This is a genomic window from Pantoea sp. WMus005 (genome assembly GCF_013415305.1).
Classification (GTDB): domain Bacteria; phylum Pseudomonadota; class Gammaproteobacteria; order Enterobacterales; family Enterobacteriaceae; genus Pantoea; species Pantoea rara.
On sequence record NZ_JACBXU010000001.1, the window covers coordinates 2,232,918 to 2,248,357 of the forward strand.

The following is a 15,440-nucleotide window of genomic DNA, read 5'->3' on the forward strand; positions in this document are numbered from 1 at the left end:
GACATGCATTCTGCAACTAATGTGCCAATCAGCATGGCAACAGAAAAAGGGTTAATCGGCAGAGAGTTCAGAAGAAACCGGGCGTAATCAGGAGCGACTACACCGGTAAAGCAATGTTCTGAAATGGGGCAAAGCACCAAAATGGTGACTGTTAACGGTGCTCCAGCTCGTCGAACTGCTGGTAAAGGTCGGCGATCTGATGAATCCGCTGGCGTCCCTCAGCCAGCATTTCATGCAGCAGGGCATTGGCGATCAGGTTAACCAGACTCATGGCCGCACTGTAACTGTCAAAGGCGGAGACGCTGTCCAGTGGCGTACAGAGCTGCCAGCGCGCCAGCGTAATGACCGTCTGTGCCTGCGGCTCACACAGCACCAGCAGCGGAATACCGGCAGCCTGCAACTGCTGCATCAGCGGACGAATGATGCGCGGACGACGACGAAATGCCATCACGATGACCATGTCATCCGGCGTGATATCCACCAGCTCCTCAGCCAGCGTCTGGCCCGGCTGCGGCAGGATATGCACTTGCGAACGCGCCTGTACCAGTTGCTGTCGCAGATGCAGCGCCACCGGATAGGCGTTGCGCATGCCGATGATAAAGATGCGCTTTGCCTGTGCCAGCTGCTGGATAACTTCACTAAAGTGCCGGGCATCCAGGCTGTTTACCCACTGCGTCAGATTTGCCATTTCCTGCTTGTAGTGGCGCGCCAGCAGCGTATTGCCCTGCACCGCATCACGGTTATCGGTCAGCGGCATACCGCTCTGGCGCAGGATGCGTAACTCATCACGCATATCCTTGTATTTCTCGTAGCCCAGACGCTTGAACAGCCGACTGACTGTGGCTTTCGACACACCACTGAGCCGCGCCAGTTCGGCGCTGTTGTAGCTTATCAGGTCATCGAAGTGGTCAAACACGAAGTCGGCAATGCGCTGCTCCTGCGGAGAAAGCTGGGGATAGTGACTTCTGAGTCGTTCATCAAGCTGCTTCATAAGGCGTCCTGTAACTTTTGTTTCAGCACTTTTGTTTAGCAAAACCTAGCACAATTTACGCCAGGTTAACTGTCGCATTGTCAGCTGGGGGTGAAAACTGGAACAGCTCTTGCTTTGTTATGGGTTCTGTCACCCGTAGAACGAGAAAAAGATGATTCAAAGCAATATGGCCCCGCAGGGGATGGCGGTGACGCCACACCATCTGGCGAGTGAAAGCGCACTCGCGGTACTGCGTGATGGCGGTAATGCCATAGAAGCGATGGTTGCCGCTGCCGCAACTATCGCCGTGGTCTACCCGCACATGAATGGACTGGGCGGCGATGGTTTCTGGCTGATTCTGCCACCTGGCGGCGATCCCGTCGCTATCGACGCCAGTGGTGCAGCCGGTTCGCTGGCGCACTTCGATTTCTATGCCGATCAGCCTAAGATCCCGCATCGCGGGCCGAAAGCGGCGCTGACCGTGGCTGGAACGGTCAGCGGCTGGCAGGAGGCCCTGACGCTCTCTGGGGAGATGGGCACCCCGCCGCTGCCGCTGGCGCGTCTGCTGCGTGATGCGATTCGCTACGCCGCCGATGGCATTCCGGTGACCGCTTCACAGAGCGCCGCCACCGCGACGTTTCTGCGTGAACTGCAGCATCAGCCCGGCTTCAGCGCCAATTTTATGCCCGACGGCGATGTGCCGCAGCCGGGCAGCCGCTTTACCCAGCCCGCACTGGCGAACACCCTGAGCCAGCTCACCGAAGAGGGGCTCGACAGTTTTTATCGCGGTCCGCTGGCTCACCATATGGCCGATGAGATGGCGACGCTCGGCATGCCGGTCACGCTGGCCGATCTGCAACAGCATCGCGCCCGCCGCACGACACCGCTGCATCTCGCCCACAGTGAAGGCGACATCTGGAATATCGCTCCACCGACGCAGGGCATGGTGTCACTGGCAATCCTCGGCATCACCGATCATCTGGAGATGGCGGAGGCTGACGATGCGCAGACGGTGCACCGCATCGTTGAAGCCACCAAGAAAGCCTTTGCGCTGCGCGACAGACACATCACCGACCCGCGTCACGTCACCGAAGATTTGCAGGCACTGCTGGATAGCGATCACCTCGCCACGCTCGCCAGCCAGATCATCGACGGAGAAGCTTTAGCCTGGGGTAGCGGACGCGGACCGGGCGATACGGTCTGGATGGGCGTGATGGACAGCAGCGGTCTGGCTGTCTCCTTTATTCAGAGCATTTACCACGAGTTTGGCAGCGGTGTGGTGCTCCCTGGCACCGGCATTACCTGGCAGAATCGTGGCGCGGCGTTCAGCCTCGATCCTGACCATCTGCTGTCCCTGGCACCCGGTAAGCAGCCGTTCCATACCCTGAATCCCGCCGCAGCACGACTGAAAGATGGCCGGACAATGGTGTATGGCGCCATGGGCGGAGATGGACAGCCGCAGACCCAGGCGGCGATTTTTACCCGCCATGTCATTCAGGGTCTGCCGTTACAGCAGGCGGTCAGTGCGCCGCGCTGGCTGCTGGGCCGGACATGGGGTCAATCGTCTGACTCCCTGAAACTGGAAGGCCGCTTTGATGACGAAACGGTATTGATGCTGCGTCTGTGGGGACATGAGGTGGAATTGCTGCCCGACTTCAGCGAATCCGTGGGCCATGCAGGCGCCATTGTGCGTCACAGCAATGGCATGTTTGAGGGCGCAAGCGATCCGCGCAGTAACGGCAGCGCCGCTGGTTTTTAACAGGAGCGAATCATGAATCAACACGACTGGGCCCGCTACATCGGCCATATGGAGCAGATCCTGCAACTTGAGCTGGATGACGCCCGCCGCGCTGAACTGCTGATCCAGCTGTCGCGTATCGCGGAGATGGCCGCGCCGCTGATGGCGTTTCCGCTGGATGACCGGCTGGAAGTGGCAGGAGTATACCAGGCATGAGATTAGGTGACATTTCGATTCAGACCCTGCAACGGGCGATCCAGCAGGGTGAGATCAGCGCGCTGGAGGTGGCGAAACACGCATTGCAGGCGGTTGAGCAGCATAATCCGGCGCTGAATGCCTGGACGGAAGTGACCGGTCCACGCATGTTAAAAGAGGCCAGCGCGATTGATGCGCAGCGGCAGCGCGGCGAAACCCTGCCACCGCTGGCGGGTATCCCTTATGCGGTGAAAAACCTGTTTGATGTGGCGGGTCACAGCACTCTGGCCGGTGCCAGCCTGTTCCGCGATCGCCCTGCGGCACAGGCCGATGCGTTTGCCGTCGAAAAACTGCGTCACGCTGGCGCACTGCTGTCGGGCATGCTGAACATGGATGCCTACGCCTACGGTTTTACTACCGAAAACAGCCACTATGGTGCGACGCACAATCCGCGTGACCTCAGCCGCGTGGCGGGTGGCTCATCAGGCGGTTCAGCCGCCGCCGTCGCCGCCGGGCTGGTTCACTTTTCGCTGGGCACCGACACTAACGGGTCGATTCGGGTACCCGCGTCGCTGTGCGGTATTTTTGGTCTCAAGCCGACCTTTGGTCGTCTGTCACGCAGCGGTAGTCATCCGTTTGTCGCCAGCCTTGACCACATCGGTCCTCTGGCCCGGCGGGTGGAAGACCTGGCGCTGGTTTATGACCTGTTACAGGGCGCAGACCACGCCGATGCGTTTCAGGCCGATCGTCCGCTGACCGCGACATTGCCGGGGCTGTCGCAGGGCAATGAAGGATTGCGCTGTGGCGTGCTGGGCGGCTTTTTTGATCGCTGGTGTGATGAGGATGCCCGCGCTGCCGTTGCGGTGGTCGCAGCCGCGCTTGAGGCCCAGGAAGAGGTGCTGATGCCGGAGGCGGAGCTGGCCCGCTCGGCGGCATTTATCATAACCGCCACAGAGGGCGGCAATCACTATCTGCCCGCCCTGCGCCAGATGCCTGAGCAGTTTGAACCGAACTCCCGCGAGCGTCTGCTGGCCGGTGCCATGATGCCGGGTGCCTGGTATGTGCAGGCACAGCGTTTCCGCCGCCATTTCCAGCAGCAGGTGCTACCGCTGTTTGATCATTTCGATGTGCTGATCGCCCCGGCGACACCCTGCAGCGCGATCACCATAGGTCAGCAAACCCTGACGATTCAGGGTGAGTCGCTGCCCGCCAAAGCGAGTATGGGGATGCTGACCCAGCCGATCTCCTTCCTGGGATTGCCGGTCTGTACCGTGCCGCTGGCGACCCGAAGTGGCCTGCCGATTGGATTACAGCTTATCGCCCGTCCGTTTAATGAAGAGGCGGTATTACGCGCCGCCTGGGCACTGGAACAACAGGGCATTACGATACCGCAAATGAATATGGCAGGAGCCTGATGAACAGAGAGATTAATTTACCGCAGGTGCTCACCGAGGTGACGACGCAGTTTTATCGCTACGAGCAGGCGCTGGTCAGCAACGACGTGGATGAACTGGATGCGCTGTTCTGGCATGACCCGCGAACCGTGCGTCTCGGCGCAGGTGAAAATCTGTATGGCATTGATGAGATTCGGGCCTTCCGTGCCGCGCGCCCTTCAGCCGGGCTGAACCGGACGCTGCGAAACACCGTGATTACCACGTTTGGCGAGGATTATGCGGTCTGCAGCACCGAATTTACCCGCACCGGCAGCGATAAGATTGGCCGTCAGCAGCAGACCTGGGTGCGAATGCCGCACGGCTGGTGCATCGTGGCTGCGCAGGTCAGTCTGATGAGCTGACGGCGTCCGGCGCTTCGCCCGGTTGAGGGGAGCAAGCGCCGGAACAGGCTTAAGGTGCCGGGTGGGTCGCGATCCAGTGGTCAGCAATCTGCTGGCGGGTACAGATCCAGACATCGTCGTGCTGCTGAATGTGATCGAGGAAATTCTGCAGCGCGCGGAATTTGCCAGGACGCCCCAGCAGACGGCAATGCATGCCGATCGACATCATCTTCGGCGCCGTTTCGCCCTCTTCATAGAGCACATCGAAGGTGTCCCGCAGATAGGTAAAGAACTGTTCGGCGGTGTTAAAGCCCTGCGGCGAGGCAAAGCGCATGTCGTTGCACTCCAGGGTGTAGGGGATAATCAGGTGCGGTTTCACTGTGCCATCCTGACAGGTGACCTGGGTCCAGAACGGCAGGTCGTCGCCATAGTAGTCACTGTCGTAGCTGAAACCGCCCTGCTCTACCACCAGCCGACGGGTGTTAGGACTGTCGCGGCCGGTGTACCAGCCGGTCGGCGCTTTACCAAACAGATCCACCAGCACATCGACCGCCTGCTGCATATGCTGACGTTCGGTTTTTGCATCCATGCCCTGATAGTGGATCCAGCGCCAGCCATGGCTGACCACATCGTAGTCCGCCTGTTTGATCGCCCCGACGACTTCCGGATGACGCGCCAGCGCCATCGCCACACCAAACACGGTTAGCGGCAGACCGCGTTTCTGGAATTCGTTGTGGATGCGCCAGAATCCGGCGCGGGAGCCGTACTCATACAAAGATTCCATCGACATGTGACGATCGGCATAGCTGGCTGCGCCAATAATGTCGGAGAGGAACTGCTCAGAGCCGGCATCACCATGCAGCACGCTGTTTTCTGCGCCCTCTTCGTAGTTCAGAACAAACTGCACCGCCACACGGGCGTTATTGGGCCAGGCGGCCTGCGGCGGATGAGCACCATAACCGATTAAATCGCGCGGATAGTTTTTGTTAAAGCTGTACTCTTTTTTCTCTGCAGCGTCAGTCATCACTCCACCTGTTTTGATTCGGGAAAGTTCCGTTAGTTTAGATGCTGAAACGCACCTGAGAGAGGTTTCTGCAAAGGCCAGGCCAGATCGCCATGTTTGCTGGTGCCAAAGCCAAGCGCTACCAGCGACTCAACCATTTTTACCGCTGCACTGACGCCATCGATTACCGGCAGGCCCAGCTCCTGGGTCAGCGAGGCAGCCAGCGTCGCCATCCCGCCACAACCCAGCACAATCGCCCCGCTACCATCTTCCCGTTTCGCCTGAATGCAGCGCTGTCGCACTTTTTCCTGCGCCAGGCCGCTGCCATCTTCCAGCGCCAGTACCGGCAGGTCGATGGCGTGCAGCGCGGCACAGTGATGGGTAAAGCCGTACTGCTGCAACAGATGACGCGCAATCACCAGCGTGCGCGGCAGCGTGGTGACAATGGAGAATCGGGTCGCCAGCAGCGTAGCGGTGTGCATCGCCGCTTCCGCAATGCCAATCACCGGTCCGCTGGCCAGCTCGCGTGCTGCCAGTAAACCCGGATCGCCAAAGCACGCAATCACGTGGCCGCTGACGCCCTGCTCCCTGCCGAGCTTGATCTGCTCCAGCACGCCGATAGCGGCGATCGCCTCATCGAAATGGCCTTCAATGGAGGGCACTCCCTGCGACGGCGAAACCGCCAGAATTTCGGTGCCCGGTGCGGCGACCGCACGCGCGGCCTGACCGATGGTTTCGGTCATCGCCAGGCTGGTATTGGGGTTAATGACCTGAATCAGGCTCATGAGGCAGCTCCGGAGCCTGCGGCAAACAGTCGGGAGAAATTGGGCAGCGTTTCCCCGCTGCGTTCAAAGTGCAGGCTGGAGACGATGTGCTCAAAGTGATGCTGCAGCGCCTGCGTCAGCGGCTGCAGCGCACGCGCGCGCAGTAACTTCAGCAGATTCGCATGATCGTCACAGCGGCAGCCACGCTGCCAGGGTGCGCCATAAGCGGCAATCACCAGCGAGGAGCGCTGGCTCAGGCTGGTCACCATACCGGTCAGCACCTGATTACCGGAGATTGCCTGCAACTGAATATGAAACGCGGCTGAAAGCCGGATGGCTGCGGGACCATCATGATCGGCGTGCGCCTGGTTCTCATGTGCGATGAGCTGCTCCAGCGCCACCAGATGAGGAGGCTGCAGATGCGAAAGGACTGCAGGCAGATTGGCGCACTCCATTAAACTGCGTGTTGAGAAGATGTCACGTGCCTCTTCCACACCGGGCGTTGCCACCTGCGCACCACGTTTGGGCGTCAGGGTGACCATCTGCACCGCCGCGAGGCGCTGCAGCACTTTGCGGATGCCGGTGCGGCTCACGCCAAAGACCCCGGAAAGTGCCTCTTCCGGCAATTTACTGCCCGGCGGCAGTTGGTGCTCAACAATAGCGTTCATTAACGCCTGGTAGATCCCTTCATCTTTATCCTGCAGATGGGTGGCGTCTCGCTGGCCTGTTTTACTCGTCATTACCTGCTCCGGTCGCTCGCTGTATGCCACATATCGTATACGTTAAAAGTAAAAATTGTATACAAGAAAACAGATCTGGCCTGAATCCTGCAATACCGCTTTACCAGATTATTCATTCCACTCTCGGGTAGAGGAGCAGGTTTCATGCCAAATCAATCAACGGTGGCCAGCAAGGCCTCTGAAGCCAACGCCCGTTACAGCCCACGGCTCTGTAACGAGGACCTGGCACCGACTCGCGATCAAAACTGGTCGTGGTACAACATTTTCTCTTTCTGGATGTCCGATGTGCACAGCATGGGCGGCTATGTGGTGGCCGCCAGCTTTTTCACGCTGGGATTAGCCAGCTGGCAGGTTCTGCTTTGCCTGCTGGCCGGGATCTGCATTGTGCAGCTCTGTGCGAATCTGGTGGCGAAACCCAGCCAGATGGCGGGTGTACCTTATGCAGTAATCTGCCGTCAGGCGTTTGGCGTATTTGGTGCCAATATTCCGGCGGTGATACGCGGGCTCATCGCATTTGCCTGGTATGGCATTCAGACCTGGCTTGCGGCGAACGCCCTGATGCTGGTGCTGCTAAAGTTCGCGCCTTCTCTGACGTCGATGACCGTGCCGCACTGGCTGGGTCTGTCGCTGCTGGGCTGGTGCTGTTTCGGCATTATGTGGATACTGCAGGCGATGGTGTTCTGGCACGGCATGAACGCCATTAAACGGTTTATTGATGTCGCAGGACCAGCCGTCTATGTGGTGATGCTGGCACTGGCGGGCTGGATTGTATACAAGACTGGCTTCGATGGCATCTCCTTTACCCTCGCCAGCAAATCACTGACCGCAGGCGAGCAGACGTGGCAGATGATTACGGCCACGGCGCTGGTCGTCTCTTACTTCTCCGGGCCGCTGCTGAACTTCGGTGACTTTTCACGCTACGGCAAGAACATGTCAGAGATTCGTCGCGGTAACCGCTGGGGTTTGCCATTTAACTTCCTGCTGTTTTCTGTGGTGACGGTCGTCATCGTTTCAGGAACTCAGTCGCTGTTTGGCAAAATGATTACCGATCCCATTGAAACCGTCAGCATGGTCGGCAACGATCTGGCCGTCGCGATTGGTCTGCTGACTATGATTACTGCCACCATCGGCATTAATATCGTGGCGAACTTCGTCTCACCCGCGTTTGACTTCTCCAACTGTTCACCGCAGAAAATCAGCTTTCGCACCGGCGGGATGATCGCCGCCGTCGGTTCGGTGCTGTTAACGCCGTGGAATCTGTTCCAGTCGCCTGAGCTGATTCACTACACCCTGGATGTGCTGGGATCGTTTATCGGGCCGCTATTCGGGATTCTGCTGACGGATTTCTATCTGATTAAACGTGGACGCATCTCGGTCGACGATCTGTTTAACGACACGCCTTCAGGTCGCTACTGGTATCGCGGTGGGTTTAACCCGAAAGCGATTGGCGCGCTGCTGCCGTCGGTGGCGATTTGCCTGGTGGTTAGCTTTATTCCTTCCCTGCATCAGGTGGCCAATTTCAGCTGGTTTATTGGTGCTGGTCTGGCAGCAGGCTGCTATCGCTTTATCGCCCGTGAAGACCGTGAAGCCGGGGACGTGAGCCACTTGCATGGCGAGGTGGTGACGCAGAACAATCAAGCCGTCGCTGAATAACAGACAGCAAAAAGCCGATTCATTTCTGAATCGGCTTTTTTAAAGAGATTGGCGGAACGGACGGGGCTCGAACCCGCGACCCCCTGCGTGACAGGCAGGTATTCTAACCAACTGAACTACCGCTCCGCGCTTTGTTCCCCGTCGAGAACGAGGCGCATAGTAATGGCAGGCCGTTGTGGCGTCAACGCTTTTTCCAGGCAAATAAATCGTTTGCTGTTTTTTTCAGCTTGACGTTGATTTTCTCCACAAAAACAGGCCATTCAGCCGCGCCACAGGCAACTGCCACCCTTTTTCATCACCAAATCCAGCCGGGACTCGTGGGCAACGACTTCCTCTTCGCTGGCCGTGACCACGCGCAGTGCAGAGGCGGGACGCACAATGCGCTGAATACTTTCTCCCTGAGCCTGGCGGGCGCTTTCACTTTCCGATAAAAAGGAGAGTGACGTCTGGCCGCCGGTCATGGTCAGGAAGACTTCAGCCAGAATTTCGGCATCAAGCAATGCGCCGTGCAGGGTTCGTTTGGTGTTGTCTATTTCGTAACGCGAGCAGAGCGCATCAAGGCTGTTACGCTTACCGGGAAACATACGACGCGCCAGCGCCAGGCTGTCAGTAATTTTGCAGAAGGTTTCGGTTTTCTCAATGCTGCGATTCAGCTTTGAAAATTCGTAATCCATAAAGCCGATATCGAAGGGCGCGTTATGGATGACCAATTCCGCACCGCGAATGTAGTCGAGAAACTCATCGGCGATTTCGCTGAAGGCGGGCTTGTCGGCCAGGAACTCATCGGCAATACCGTGAACGCCAAAGGCTTCGGGATCGACAAGCCGATCGGGCTTAAGATACATATGAAAATTGTTACCGGTCAGGCGACGATTAATCACCTCTACCGCACCAATCTCAATAATGCGGTGCCCCTCATAATGTACCCCGATCATGTTCATGCCGGTGGTTTCAGTATCAAGAACGATCTGGCGGTTATTTGCAGTGCTCATAAGACCCGTTTTATGTCAGACTTGGCATTTTTGAGAGGAAGTCTACCAGAGATGCGCAAACAGGTAGAAATATTCACCGATGGATCCTGCCTTGGAAATCCCGGTCCCGGCGGTTACGGGGCGATTTTACGCTACGGTCAGCGTGAGAAAACCTTCAGCGCGGGCTATCACCTTACCACCAATAACCGCATGGAGCTGATGGCGGCGATTGTCTCGCTTGAAGCGCTGACCCAGCCGTGCGACGTGGTACTCAGTACCGATAGTCAGTATGTGCGTCAGGGCATCACCAGCTGGATCCACAACTGGAAAAAGCGTGGCTGGAAAACCGCTGATAAAAAGCCGGTTAAGAATGTCGATCTCTGGCAGCGTCTCGACTCAGCACTCAGCACTCACAAAATTCAGTGGGAGTGGGTTAAAGGGCATGCCGGACATCCGGAGAATGAGCGCTGCGACGTGCTGGCCCGCAGCGCGGCTGAAAATCCTGCTTTTGAGGATATCGGTTATAAAACCGAGTCCTGATCCTCTGCCTTCCGGAACTGACGCGTAGCATTAACCGTTTGACGAATCTTGCTGGTGCTCAGGCTCTTCTTTGCCCGGGTCGGCAGCAGCGGGAAGGTGCGCTTACGTGCCACCACAATATTCAGACAGCCCAGCGCCGGTAGGTGGGCGCTGATCAGCTTTCCGCCCTGCCGATGCCACGGCAGCACCTGAAATCGGGTGCGATAGACCACTTCATAATTCAGCAGTCCCAGCCAGTCGAGCAAACGCATCTGGCTGAACATCCGTCCGCTCCACGGCGCTTTGCGGGTTAATCCCGGCACCATTTTACTCACCCCAAGCAGACTGAAGGGATTGAAACCGCTGATAATCATCCAGCCATCGTCAATTAACACTCTGTCTACTTCGCGTAATACACGGTGAGGATCCTGGCTCCAGGCGAGCGTATGGGCCAGTAAACAGGCATCAATCGACTTCGACTCAAACGGCAGTTGCATCGGGTCAGCCTGCACCTGTAACAGCTCACCATGGCTGCCCACATTGACCTGATGTGAAATAGAACAGTTTTCAGTGTTGATTTCTGCGCTGAGGTTGCCAAGCTTAAGCATATGAAAGCCATATAGCTTTCCGAGGTAAGGCTGAAGCTGCTGCGTAAGCGCGTCGCGGAAATAATCTCCCCACGGCATATCGCGCCACGACAGCGGTGCGTTCAGAATCTGGCGTGATTTAGCGGGCTTCATGCTTTACGCTCTTCCTTTTCCTACGACCTGCGAGAGGTGATGATGAATCTTACCAGTATTCCTGCGTTGCAGGACAACTACATCTGGACACTGACAGACGATGAAGGGAAATGCGTGATTGTCGATCCCGGCGAAGCCCATCCGGTGTTAGAAAAAATGGCCTCCAACGGCTGGGAACCGGTCGCGATTCTGCTGACTCATCACCATAACGACCATACCGGCGGAGTGAAAACCCTGTGTGAGCATTTCCCGCAACTGGAGGTGTACGGCCCTCAGGAAACCGAGGCCAAAGGGGCCAGAACGGTAGTGAGTGAAGGTGATAAAGTCACAGTTCTGGGCCTGACTTTCGACGTGATCCACACGCCCGGTCATACTTTAGGACATATCTCATATTACAGCGCACCTTATCTTTTTTGTGGCGACACCCTCTTTTCGGGTGGCTGCGGGCGTCTTTTTGAGGGCACACCAGAGCAGATGTATGATTCTTTTCAAAAGCTTAGTCAGCTGCCAGAAGAAACACTGGTTTGCTGCGCGCATGAATATACTTTATCCAATTTGAAGTTTGCTGCGGCTATTCTGCCCCATGACCCACAAATAACGGCCGAATATCAGAAAATTAAGGACTTACGCGCTGAAAACGGCATTAGTCTGCCAACAAAACTGGCGCACGAACGGACTATTAATTTATTTTTGCGCACGCAAGATATTGATTTACAACGCGCTTTAAACGTTAATGTTTCTGATGGACCGGTATGGCATACATTTGCCGTTCTACGCGAGAAGAAAGACGCTTTTTGATTTTTCGGGTTGTGTTGTGAAAAGTCGTCACGTATAGTTGCTCGTCTTTTAAGCGAACTATTGACACACATATGAAGGCTAAAGCGATATTACTCGCCTCAGTCTTGCTGGTGGGATGTCAGGCGTCCAGGAACGATGCCAATATCCCGGTACAGCATGCACAGAGTCTGTCTTCAGCTGGTCAAGGTGAAAATGAAAAGTACGGAGACGAGTTTTTGTCGCCGCGTTGGCAGGAAGATGGAACTGGCCTCGCAGCAGACGCAGATCTCTGGAGTTTCATTAGTGACGAGTTGAAGATGGGGATTCCGGAAAACCCGGCAATCCGCGAACAAAAAAGTAAATTTCTAAAAAATAAGAGCTATCTCCACGATGTAACATTACGGGCAGAGCCGTACATGTACTGGATAGTCGAGCAGATACAGAAACGTAAAATGCCGATGGAACTGGTACTGCTACCCATAGTGGAGAGCGCTTTTGACCCCCATGCAACATCATCCGCCAATGCCGCTGGTATCTGGCAGATTGTTGCGGCTACGGGTCGAAACTATGGTTTGAAACAAAACCAGTATTACGATGGGCGACGTGATGTGGTCGCATCCACGAAAGTTGCGCTGGATATGATGCAGCGTCTTAACACCATGTTTGACGGTGACTGGTTATTAACCATTGCCGCATACAACAGTGGTGAAGGACGTGTGCTCAAAGCGATTAAGCAGAACAAGGCGCGCGGTAAGCCGACTGACTTCTGGCACTTATCGCTGCCACGCGAAACGACCGTGTATGTGCCTAAAATGTTAGCTCTGAGTGAACTGCTCAAAAATAACAAGCGTTACGGTATCAAACTGCCGACACCTAATGAAAGTCGTGCTCTGGCACGAGTAGAAGTGGGTCAGCAGATGCAGCTGACGCAGGCTGCCGAAATGGCGGGTATGTCGCTCACGAAACTGAAGAGCTTCAATACCGGTTACAAAGGCGGTGCAACAGCGCCAAACGGCCCGCACTACATTATGGTGCCGAAGTCGAACGTCGCGAAACTGCGTAACTCACTGGCTTCCGGTGACATCGCAGCGGTACAGCCTACGCAGCTTGCGAAAGCCAGCGCGAGTGGCGGGTATAAAGTGCGACGTGGTGATACGCTCTCTGGTATCGCCTCAAAACTTGGCGTTAGCGTCTCGACACTGAGGCAGGAAAACAACCTGCGCGGTGCTGATATCCGACCGGGTCAGACTCTGACCATCGGTTCGAATGGCACCCGACTGGCCGATAACGGCAACAGCATCACCTACCGTGTTCGTAAGGGTGATTCTCTTGACAGTATTGCCCGTCATCACGGCGTCAATATTAAAGACGTGATGCGCTGGAACAGTGTTCTGGACAGTGCGAAAGATATTCAACCCGGCGATAACTTAACGCTGTTTGTGAATAATAACGCTACACCTGATACCTGATACGTTGAAAAGGCTGACAATTGTCAGCCTTTTTCATTTATTCATGAGCCTCAATGTACTCATCTCCCTGCCCGCCTCTTCTTCTGCAGGCACACGCCATGTACCAGACTAGCCCCCTGAACTGAACTCCACCAGTAATGGGTTATGGTCGGACGCGCGCGTCACCAGTACGGATGCCTCGCTGACTCTGAGATCGCGATAGAAAACGAAATCGAGCGGTCGTCCAAACGCTTTGCGGCGGTGGTCAGCAGTAAACATCACCTCTTCCAGCTTCATTCGTTGTGCAAACCGGTAGAGCGCATTAATGCGCTGACGACTCCAGGCATTGAAATCTCCAGCCATAATCACCGGCCCCTGGTGATGCATAATCTGCTCGCCGATTGGCCCCAGTTGTTTACTGTAGACGTCGACACCCAGACTAAAGTTAACCGCGTGGATGTTGACAACCATCAGCATCTCACCGGTCGGCAGAGGATAAGCCGTGACCAGCGCTGATTTAGAGAGCCTCAGCAAGGGCTCACGCTCACGCAAAGGGCAACAATAGACTGGGTGAGCAGAAGCAAGTGTCATTACCCCAGAGGGATGCTGAGGCAGCACAAAGGCGGGCACCTGATCGGCAGCCAGATAATTACTGGTGGCAAACTGTACCAGCTCAGGCGTGGTCTGTGCTTCCTGCAGTAACACGAGGTGTGCATCCTTACCGAATCCTTCCAGTACTGACATCCAGTCTGCGCGTTGCTGCTTAAAGATGTTCCATACCAGGACCTTGAGGTTTGGATGCGCAGGCAATGGCGCGCCTGGAGGCAGTGCCTGACCGAGATGGAGCATCGCGCCAGGTGGAAAGATCTGTTCCACTGGTTGTCCTGCTACATATCGCATTGCATAAGTTTTTTTGCGCACTTTCCCGCCTGGCTGATGATTCAAAAAATACAGTTAACACCTGTCTGTTATAGGGATTCTAGACCGGGGTTTCAATGGATGCAGGTGAATGTCAGAATTCATCACGCTTTTGCAGCATAAAGCAGCCCTTTTAAGTTGGCTAAGCAAAACGAGGCAGATCGGGAGACAACATTGAGGTTGTCATCATCGAGGACTCTGGGCTGGTTATAACAATATTATCGGCTATAAACTGACTGAATGACCACGTCACTAGCAGGGAGGAAGAATGAAGGCATCTTCTGACGAACTAAAAGTGTTTGTCAGCGTAGTAGAAAGTGGAAGTTTCAGTCGCGCTGCTGAACAGTTGAAGATGGCAAACTCTGCCGTCAGCAGGACCATTAAAAAACTGGAGAGCAAGCTTGGTATCGCTCTACTGACCCGCACAACGCGGCAACTGGCCTTGACTCAGGAGGGCGAACGCTATTTCCGCCACGTTCAGCGTTTTTTGCAGGAGATGACAACTGCAGAAAGCGAAAGTGGTGAACTCTATGATATTAACTGGGCTCTCTCCTCTAACAGCGGAGAGACGATTAAGCAACTCTGCCTTACCGGTAATGGCATTGCCTGCCTGTCGGATTATATGATCGATAGTGAGGTAGCAGAAGGAACACTGATGGAAGTGCTGGCCGATCAGCGTCTGCCAGTAGAGATGCCCTTCAATGCAGTTTACTATAGCGATACTGGCGTGAGCCAGCGTGTGCGGGCTTTCATCGATTTTCTTAGTGAGTGGACAGCTGAGCAGCCATGGCGTACCTGACATCTTCAGGGGCAGGCCTTGTCAGGGTCTGCTGCTACCCTATGATCCTGAAGATCGAATAGAATTTCAGCGCGGGTAATTTTCCGGGTAAATTTGCTGCAATGGAAAAAGCCCTGACCGTTAAGTCAGGGCTTTCCAATTAAGTGGCGGAACGGACGGGGCTCGAACCCGCGACCCCCTGCGTGACAGGCAGGTATTCTAACCAACTGAACTACCGCTCCACCGATTCTTTCACAGCGCTCAGCAACCGGCTGAGCGCCGTCTGTTCCTGTTATTTTCCCTGTCAGAGGAAAAGGAACGAATTTAATGCCTGGCAGTTCCCTACTCTCGCATGGGGAGACCCCACACTACCATCGGCGCTACGGCGTTTCACTTCTGAGTTCGGCATGGGGTCAGGTGGGACCACCGCGCTAAAGCCGCCAGGCAAATTC

General features: G+C 55.8%; 16 protein-coding genes, 2 tRNA genes and 1 rRNA gene. 9 read left to right on the plus strand and 10 right to left on the minus strand.

What is annotated here, in order from left to right; translation table 11 throughout:
* Positions 1–151: 151 nt before the first annotated feature.
* Positions 152–991, minus strand: a complete 840-nt coding sequence (gene hpxU, locus HZZ01_RS10295; protein WP_179896961.1) for a MurR/RpiR family transcriptional regulator HpxU — start codon at positions 989–991, stop codon at positions 152–154.
* Positions 992–1,142: 151 nt separating this feature from the next.
* Between hpxU and HZZ01_RS10300 the strand changes: the two genes are divergently transcribed.
* The 4 genes from HZZ01_RS10300 to hpxZ are packed head-to-tail and all read left to right on the plus strand — an operon-like array spanning position 1,143 to position 4,698.
* Entirely contained in the window at positions 1,143–2,729 is a 1,587-nt protein-coding gene (locus HZZ01_RS10300) for a gamma-glutamyltransferase family protein (RefSeq protein ID WP_179896963.1), read from the plus strand.
* A 12-nt stretch (positions 2,730–2,741) separates the two neighbouring features.
* Positions 2,742–2,924, plus strand: coding sequence for an oxalurate catabolism protein HpxX (hpxX, locus tag HZZ01_RS10305; protein WP_179896965.1), 183 nt, complete (start codon positions 2,742–2,744; stop codon positions 2,922–2,924).
* Positions 2,921–4,318: an AtzE family amidohydrolase gene (locus tag HZZ01_RS10310; protein ID WP_179896967.1), complete on the plus strand. Its 1,398-nt coding sequence runs from the start codon at positions 2,921–2,923 to the stop codon at positions 4,316–4,318. The genes hpxX and HZZ01_RS10310 overlap by 4 nt, the downstream gene beginning before the upstream one ends.
* On the plus strand, positions 4,318–4,698 hold the full coding sequence (hpxZ, locus tag HZZ01_RS10315; RefSeq protein ID WP_179896969.1) for an oxalurate catabolism protein HpxZ: 381 nt from the start codon (positions 4,318–4,320) through the stop codon (positions 4,696–4,698). The genes HZZ01_RS10310 and hpxZ overlap by 1 nt, the downstream gene beginning before the upstream one ends.
* Before the next feature lie 49 nt (positions 4,699–4,747).
* Here hpxZ and puuE read toward each other — a convergent pair whose 3' ends face one another.
* Genes puuE through HZZ01_RS10330 form a run of 3 tightly spaced genes read right to left on the minus strand, consistent with a single transcriptional unit; the run spans position 4,748 to position 7,184 of the window.
* Entirely contained in the window at positions 4,748–5,701 is a 954-nt protein-coding gene (gene puuE / locus HZZ01_RS10320) for an allantoinase PuuE (protein WP_179896972.1), read from the minus strand.
* 32 nt (positions 5,702–5,733) lie between these two features.
* The gene (hpxA, locus tag HZZ01_RS10325; protein ID WP_179896974.1) at positions 5,734–6,465 is read right to left on the minus strand and encodes an allantoin racemase; all 732 of its coding nucleotides are present in this window, start codon (positions 6,463–6,465) and stop codon (positions 5,734–5,736) included.
* Positions 6,462–7,184, minus strand: a complete 723-nt coding sequence (locus tag HZZ01_RS10330; RefSeq protein ID WP_179896975.1) for a GntR family transcriptional regulator — start codon at positions 7,182–7,184, stop codon at positions 6,462–6,464. The genes hpxA and HZZ01_RS10330 overlap by 4 nt, the downstream gene beginning before the upstream one ends.
* Before the next feature lie 144 nt (positions 7,185–7,328).
* Between HZZ01_RS10330 and HZZ01_RS10335 the strand changes: the two genes are divergently transcribed.
* Complete coding sequence (locus tag HZZ01_RS10335) at positions 7,329–8,837, plus strand: NCS1 family nucleobase:cation symporter-1 (protein WP_179896977.1); 1,509 nt, start codon at positions 7,329–7,331, stop codon at positions 8,835–8,837.
* A 49-nt stretch (positions 8,838–8,886) separates the two neighbouring features.
* On the opposite strand, the gene HZZ01_RS10340 is transcribed toward HZZ01_RS10335, so the two are convergent.
* Both HZZ01_RS10340 and dnaQ read right to left on the minus strand, forming a co-directional pair.
* Positions 8,887–8,963: transfer RNA gene (locus HZZ01_RS10340), tRNA-Asp, on the minus strand.
* Positions 8,964–9,097: 134 nt separating this feature from the next.
* The gene (gene dnaQ / locus HZZ01_RS10345; protein ID WP_179896979.1) at positions 9,098–9,829 is read right to left on the minus strand and encodes a DNA polymerase III subunit epsilon; all 732 of its coding nucleotides are present in this window, start codon (positions 9,827–9,829) and stop codon (positions 9,098–9,100) included.
* A gap of 51 nt (positions 9,830–9,880) precedes the next feature.
* On the opposite strand from dnaQ, the gene rnhA reads away from it, so the two are divergent.
* A complete protein-coding gene (gene rnhA, locus HZZ01_RS10350; RefSeq protein ID WP_179896981.1) occupies positions 9,881–10,348 on the plus strand; it encodes a ribonuclease HI in 468 nt (155 codons plus the stop codon).
* Here the strand turns inward: rnhA and HZZ01_RS10355 are convergent.
* On the minus strand, positions 10,330–11,067 hold the full coding sequence (locus HZZ01_RS10355) for a class I SAM-dependent methyltransferase (RefSeq protein ID WP_179896983.1): 738 nt from the start codon (positions 11,065–11,067) through the stop codon (positions 10,330–10,332). The genes rnhA and HZZ01_RS10355 overlap by 19 nt on opposite strands.
* Before the next feature lie 42 nt (positions 11,068–11,109).
* Between HZZ01_RS10355 and gloB the strand changes: the two genes are divergently transcribed.
* A complete protein-coding gene (gene gloB / locus HZZ01_RS10360) occupies positions 11,110–11,865 on the plus strand; it encodes a hydroxyacylglutathione hydrolase (protein WP_179897151.1) in 756 nt (251 codons plus the stop codon).
* Positions 11,866–11,936: 71 nt separating this feature from the next.
* Complete coding sequence (gene mltD / locus HZZ01_RS10365; protein ID WP_179896985.1) at positions 11,937–13,313, plus strand: murein transglycosylase D; 1,377 nt, start codon at positions 11,937–11,939, stop codon at positions 13,311–13,313.
* Positions 13,314–13,421: 108 nt separating this feature from the next.
* On the opposite strand, the gene HZZ01_RS10370 is transcribed toward mltD, so the two are convergent.
* Entirely contained in the window at positions 13,422–14,213 is a 792-nt protein-coding gene (locus HZZ01_RS10370) for an endonuclease/exonuclease/phosphatase family protein (protein WP_179896987.1), read from the minus strand.
* Positions 14,214–14,478: 265 nt separating this feature from the next.
* Between HZZ01_RS10370 and HZZ01_RS10375 the strand changes: the two genes are divergently transcribed.
* Positions 14,479–15,009, plus strand: a complete 531-nt coding sequence (locus HZZ01_RS10375) for a LysR family transcriptional regulator (protein WP_179896989.1) — start codon at positions 14,479–14,481, stop codon at positions 15,007–15,009.
* Positions 15,010–15,153: 144 nt separating this feature from the next.
* Here the strand turns inward: HZZ01_RS10375 and HZZ01_RS10380 are convergent.
* Positions 15,154–15,230: transfer RNA gene (locus HZZ01_RS10380), tRNA-Asp, on the minus strand.
* 87 nt (positions 15,231–15,317) lie between these two features.
* A 5S ribosomal RNA gene (rrf, locus tag HZZ01_RS10385) occupies positions 15,318–15,433 on the minus strand.
* Positions 15,434–15,440: the final 7 nt, after the last annotated feature.

Coding starts and splice junctions, on each gene's coding strand:
- hpxU (WP_179896961.1), bottom strand. CDS start 991: ATGAAGCAGCTTGATGAACGACTCAGAAGTCACTATCCCCAGCTTTCT.
- HZZ01_RS10300 (WP_179896963.1), top strand. CDS start 1,143: ATGATTCAAAGCAATATGGCCCCGCAGGGGATGGCGGTGACGCCACAC.
- hpxX (WP_179896965.1), top strand. CDS start 2,742: ATGAATCAACACGACTGGGCCCGCTACATCGGCCATATGGAGCAGATC.
- HZZ01_RS10310 (WP_179896967.1), top strand. CDS start 2,921: ATGAGATTAGGTGACATTTCGATTCAGACCCTGCAACGGGCGATCCAG.
- hpxZ (WP_179896969.1), top strand. CDS start 4,318: ATGAACAGAGAGATTAATTTACCGCAGGTGCTCACCGAGGTGACGACG.
- puuE (WP_179896972.1), bottom strand. CDS start 5,701: ATGACTGACGCTGCAGAGAAAAAAGAGTACAGCTTTAACAAAAACTAT.
- hpxA (WP_179896974.1), bottom strand. CDS start 6,465: ATGAGCCTGATTCAGGTCATTAACCCCAATACCAGCCTGGCGATGACC.
- HZZ01_RS10330 (WP_179896975.1), bottom strand. CDS start 7,184: ATGACGAGTAAAACAGGCCAGCGAGACGCCACCCATCTGCAGGATAAA.
- HZZ01_RS10335 (WP_179896977.1), top strand. CDS start 7,329: ATGCCAAATCAATCAACGGTGGCCAGCAAGGCCTCTGAAGCCAACGCC.
- dnaQ (WP_179896979.1), bottom strand. CDS start 9,829: ATGAGCACTGCAAATAACCGCCAGATCGTTCTTGATACTGAAACCACC.
- rnhA (WP_179896981.1), top strand. CDS start 9,881: ATGCGCAAACAGGTAGAAATATTCACCGATGGATCCTGCCTTGGAAAT.
- HZZ01_RS10355 (WP_179896983.1), bottom strand. CDS start 11,067: ATGAAGCCCGCTAAATCACGCCAGATTCTGAACGCACCGCTGTCGTGG.
- gloB (WP_179897151.1), top strand. CDS start 11,110: ATGAATCTTACCAGTATTCCTGCGTTGCAGGACAACTACATCTGGACA.
- mltD (WP_179896985.1), top strand. CDS start 11,937: ATGAAGGCTAAAGCGATATTACTCGCCTCAGTCTTGCTGGTGGGATGT.
- HZZ01_RS10375 (WP_179896989.1), top strand. CDS start 14,479: ATGAAGGCATCTTCTGACGAACTAAAAGTGTTTGTCAGCGTAGTAGAA.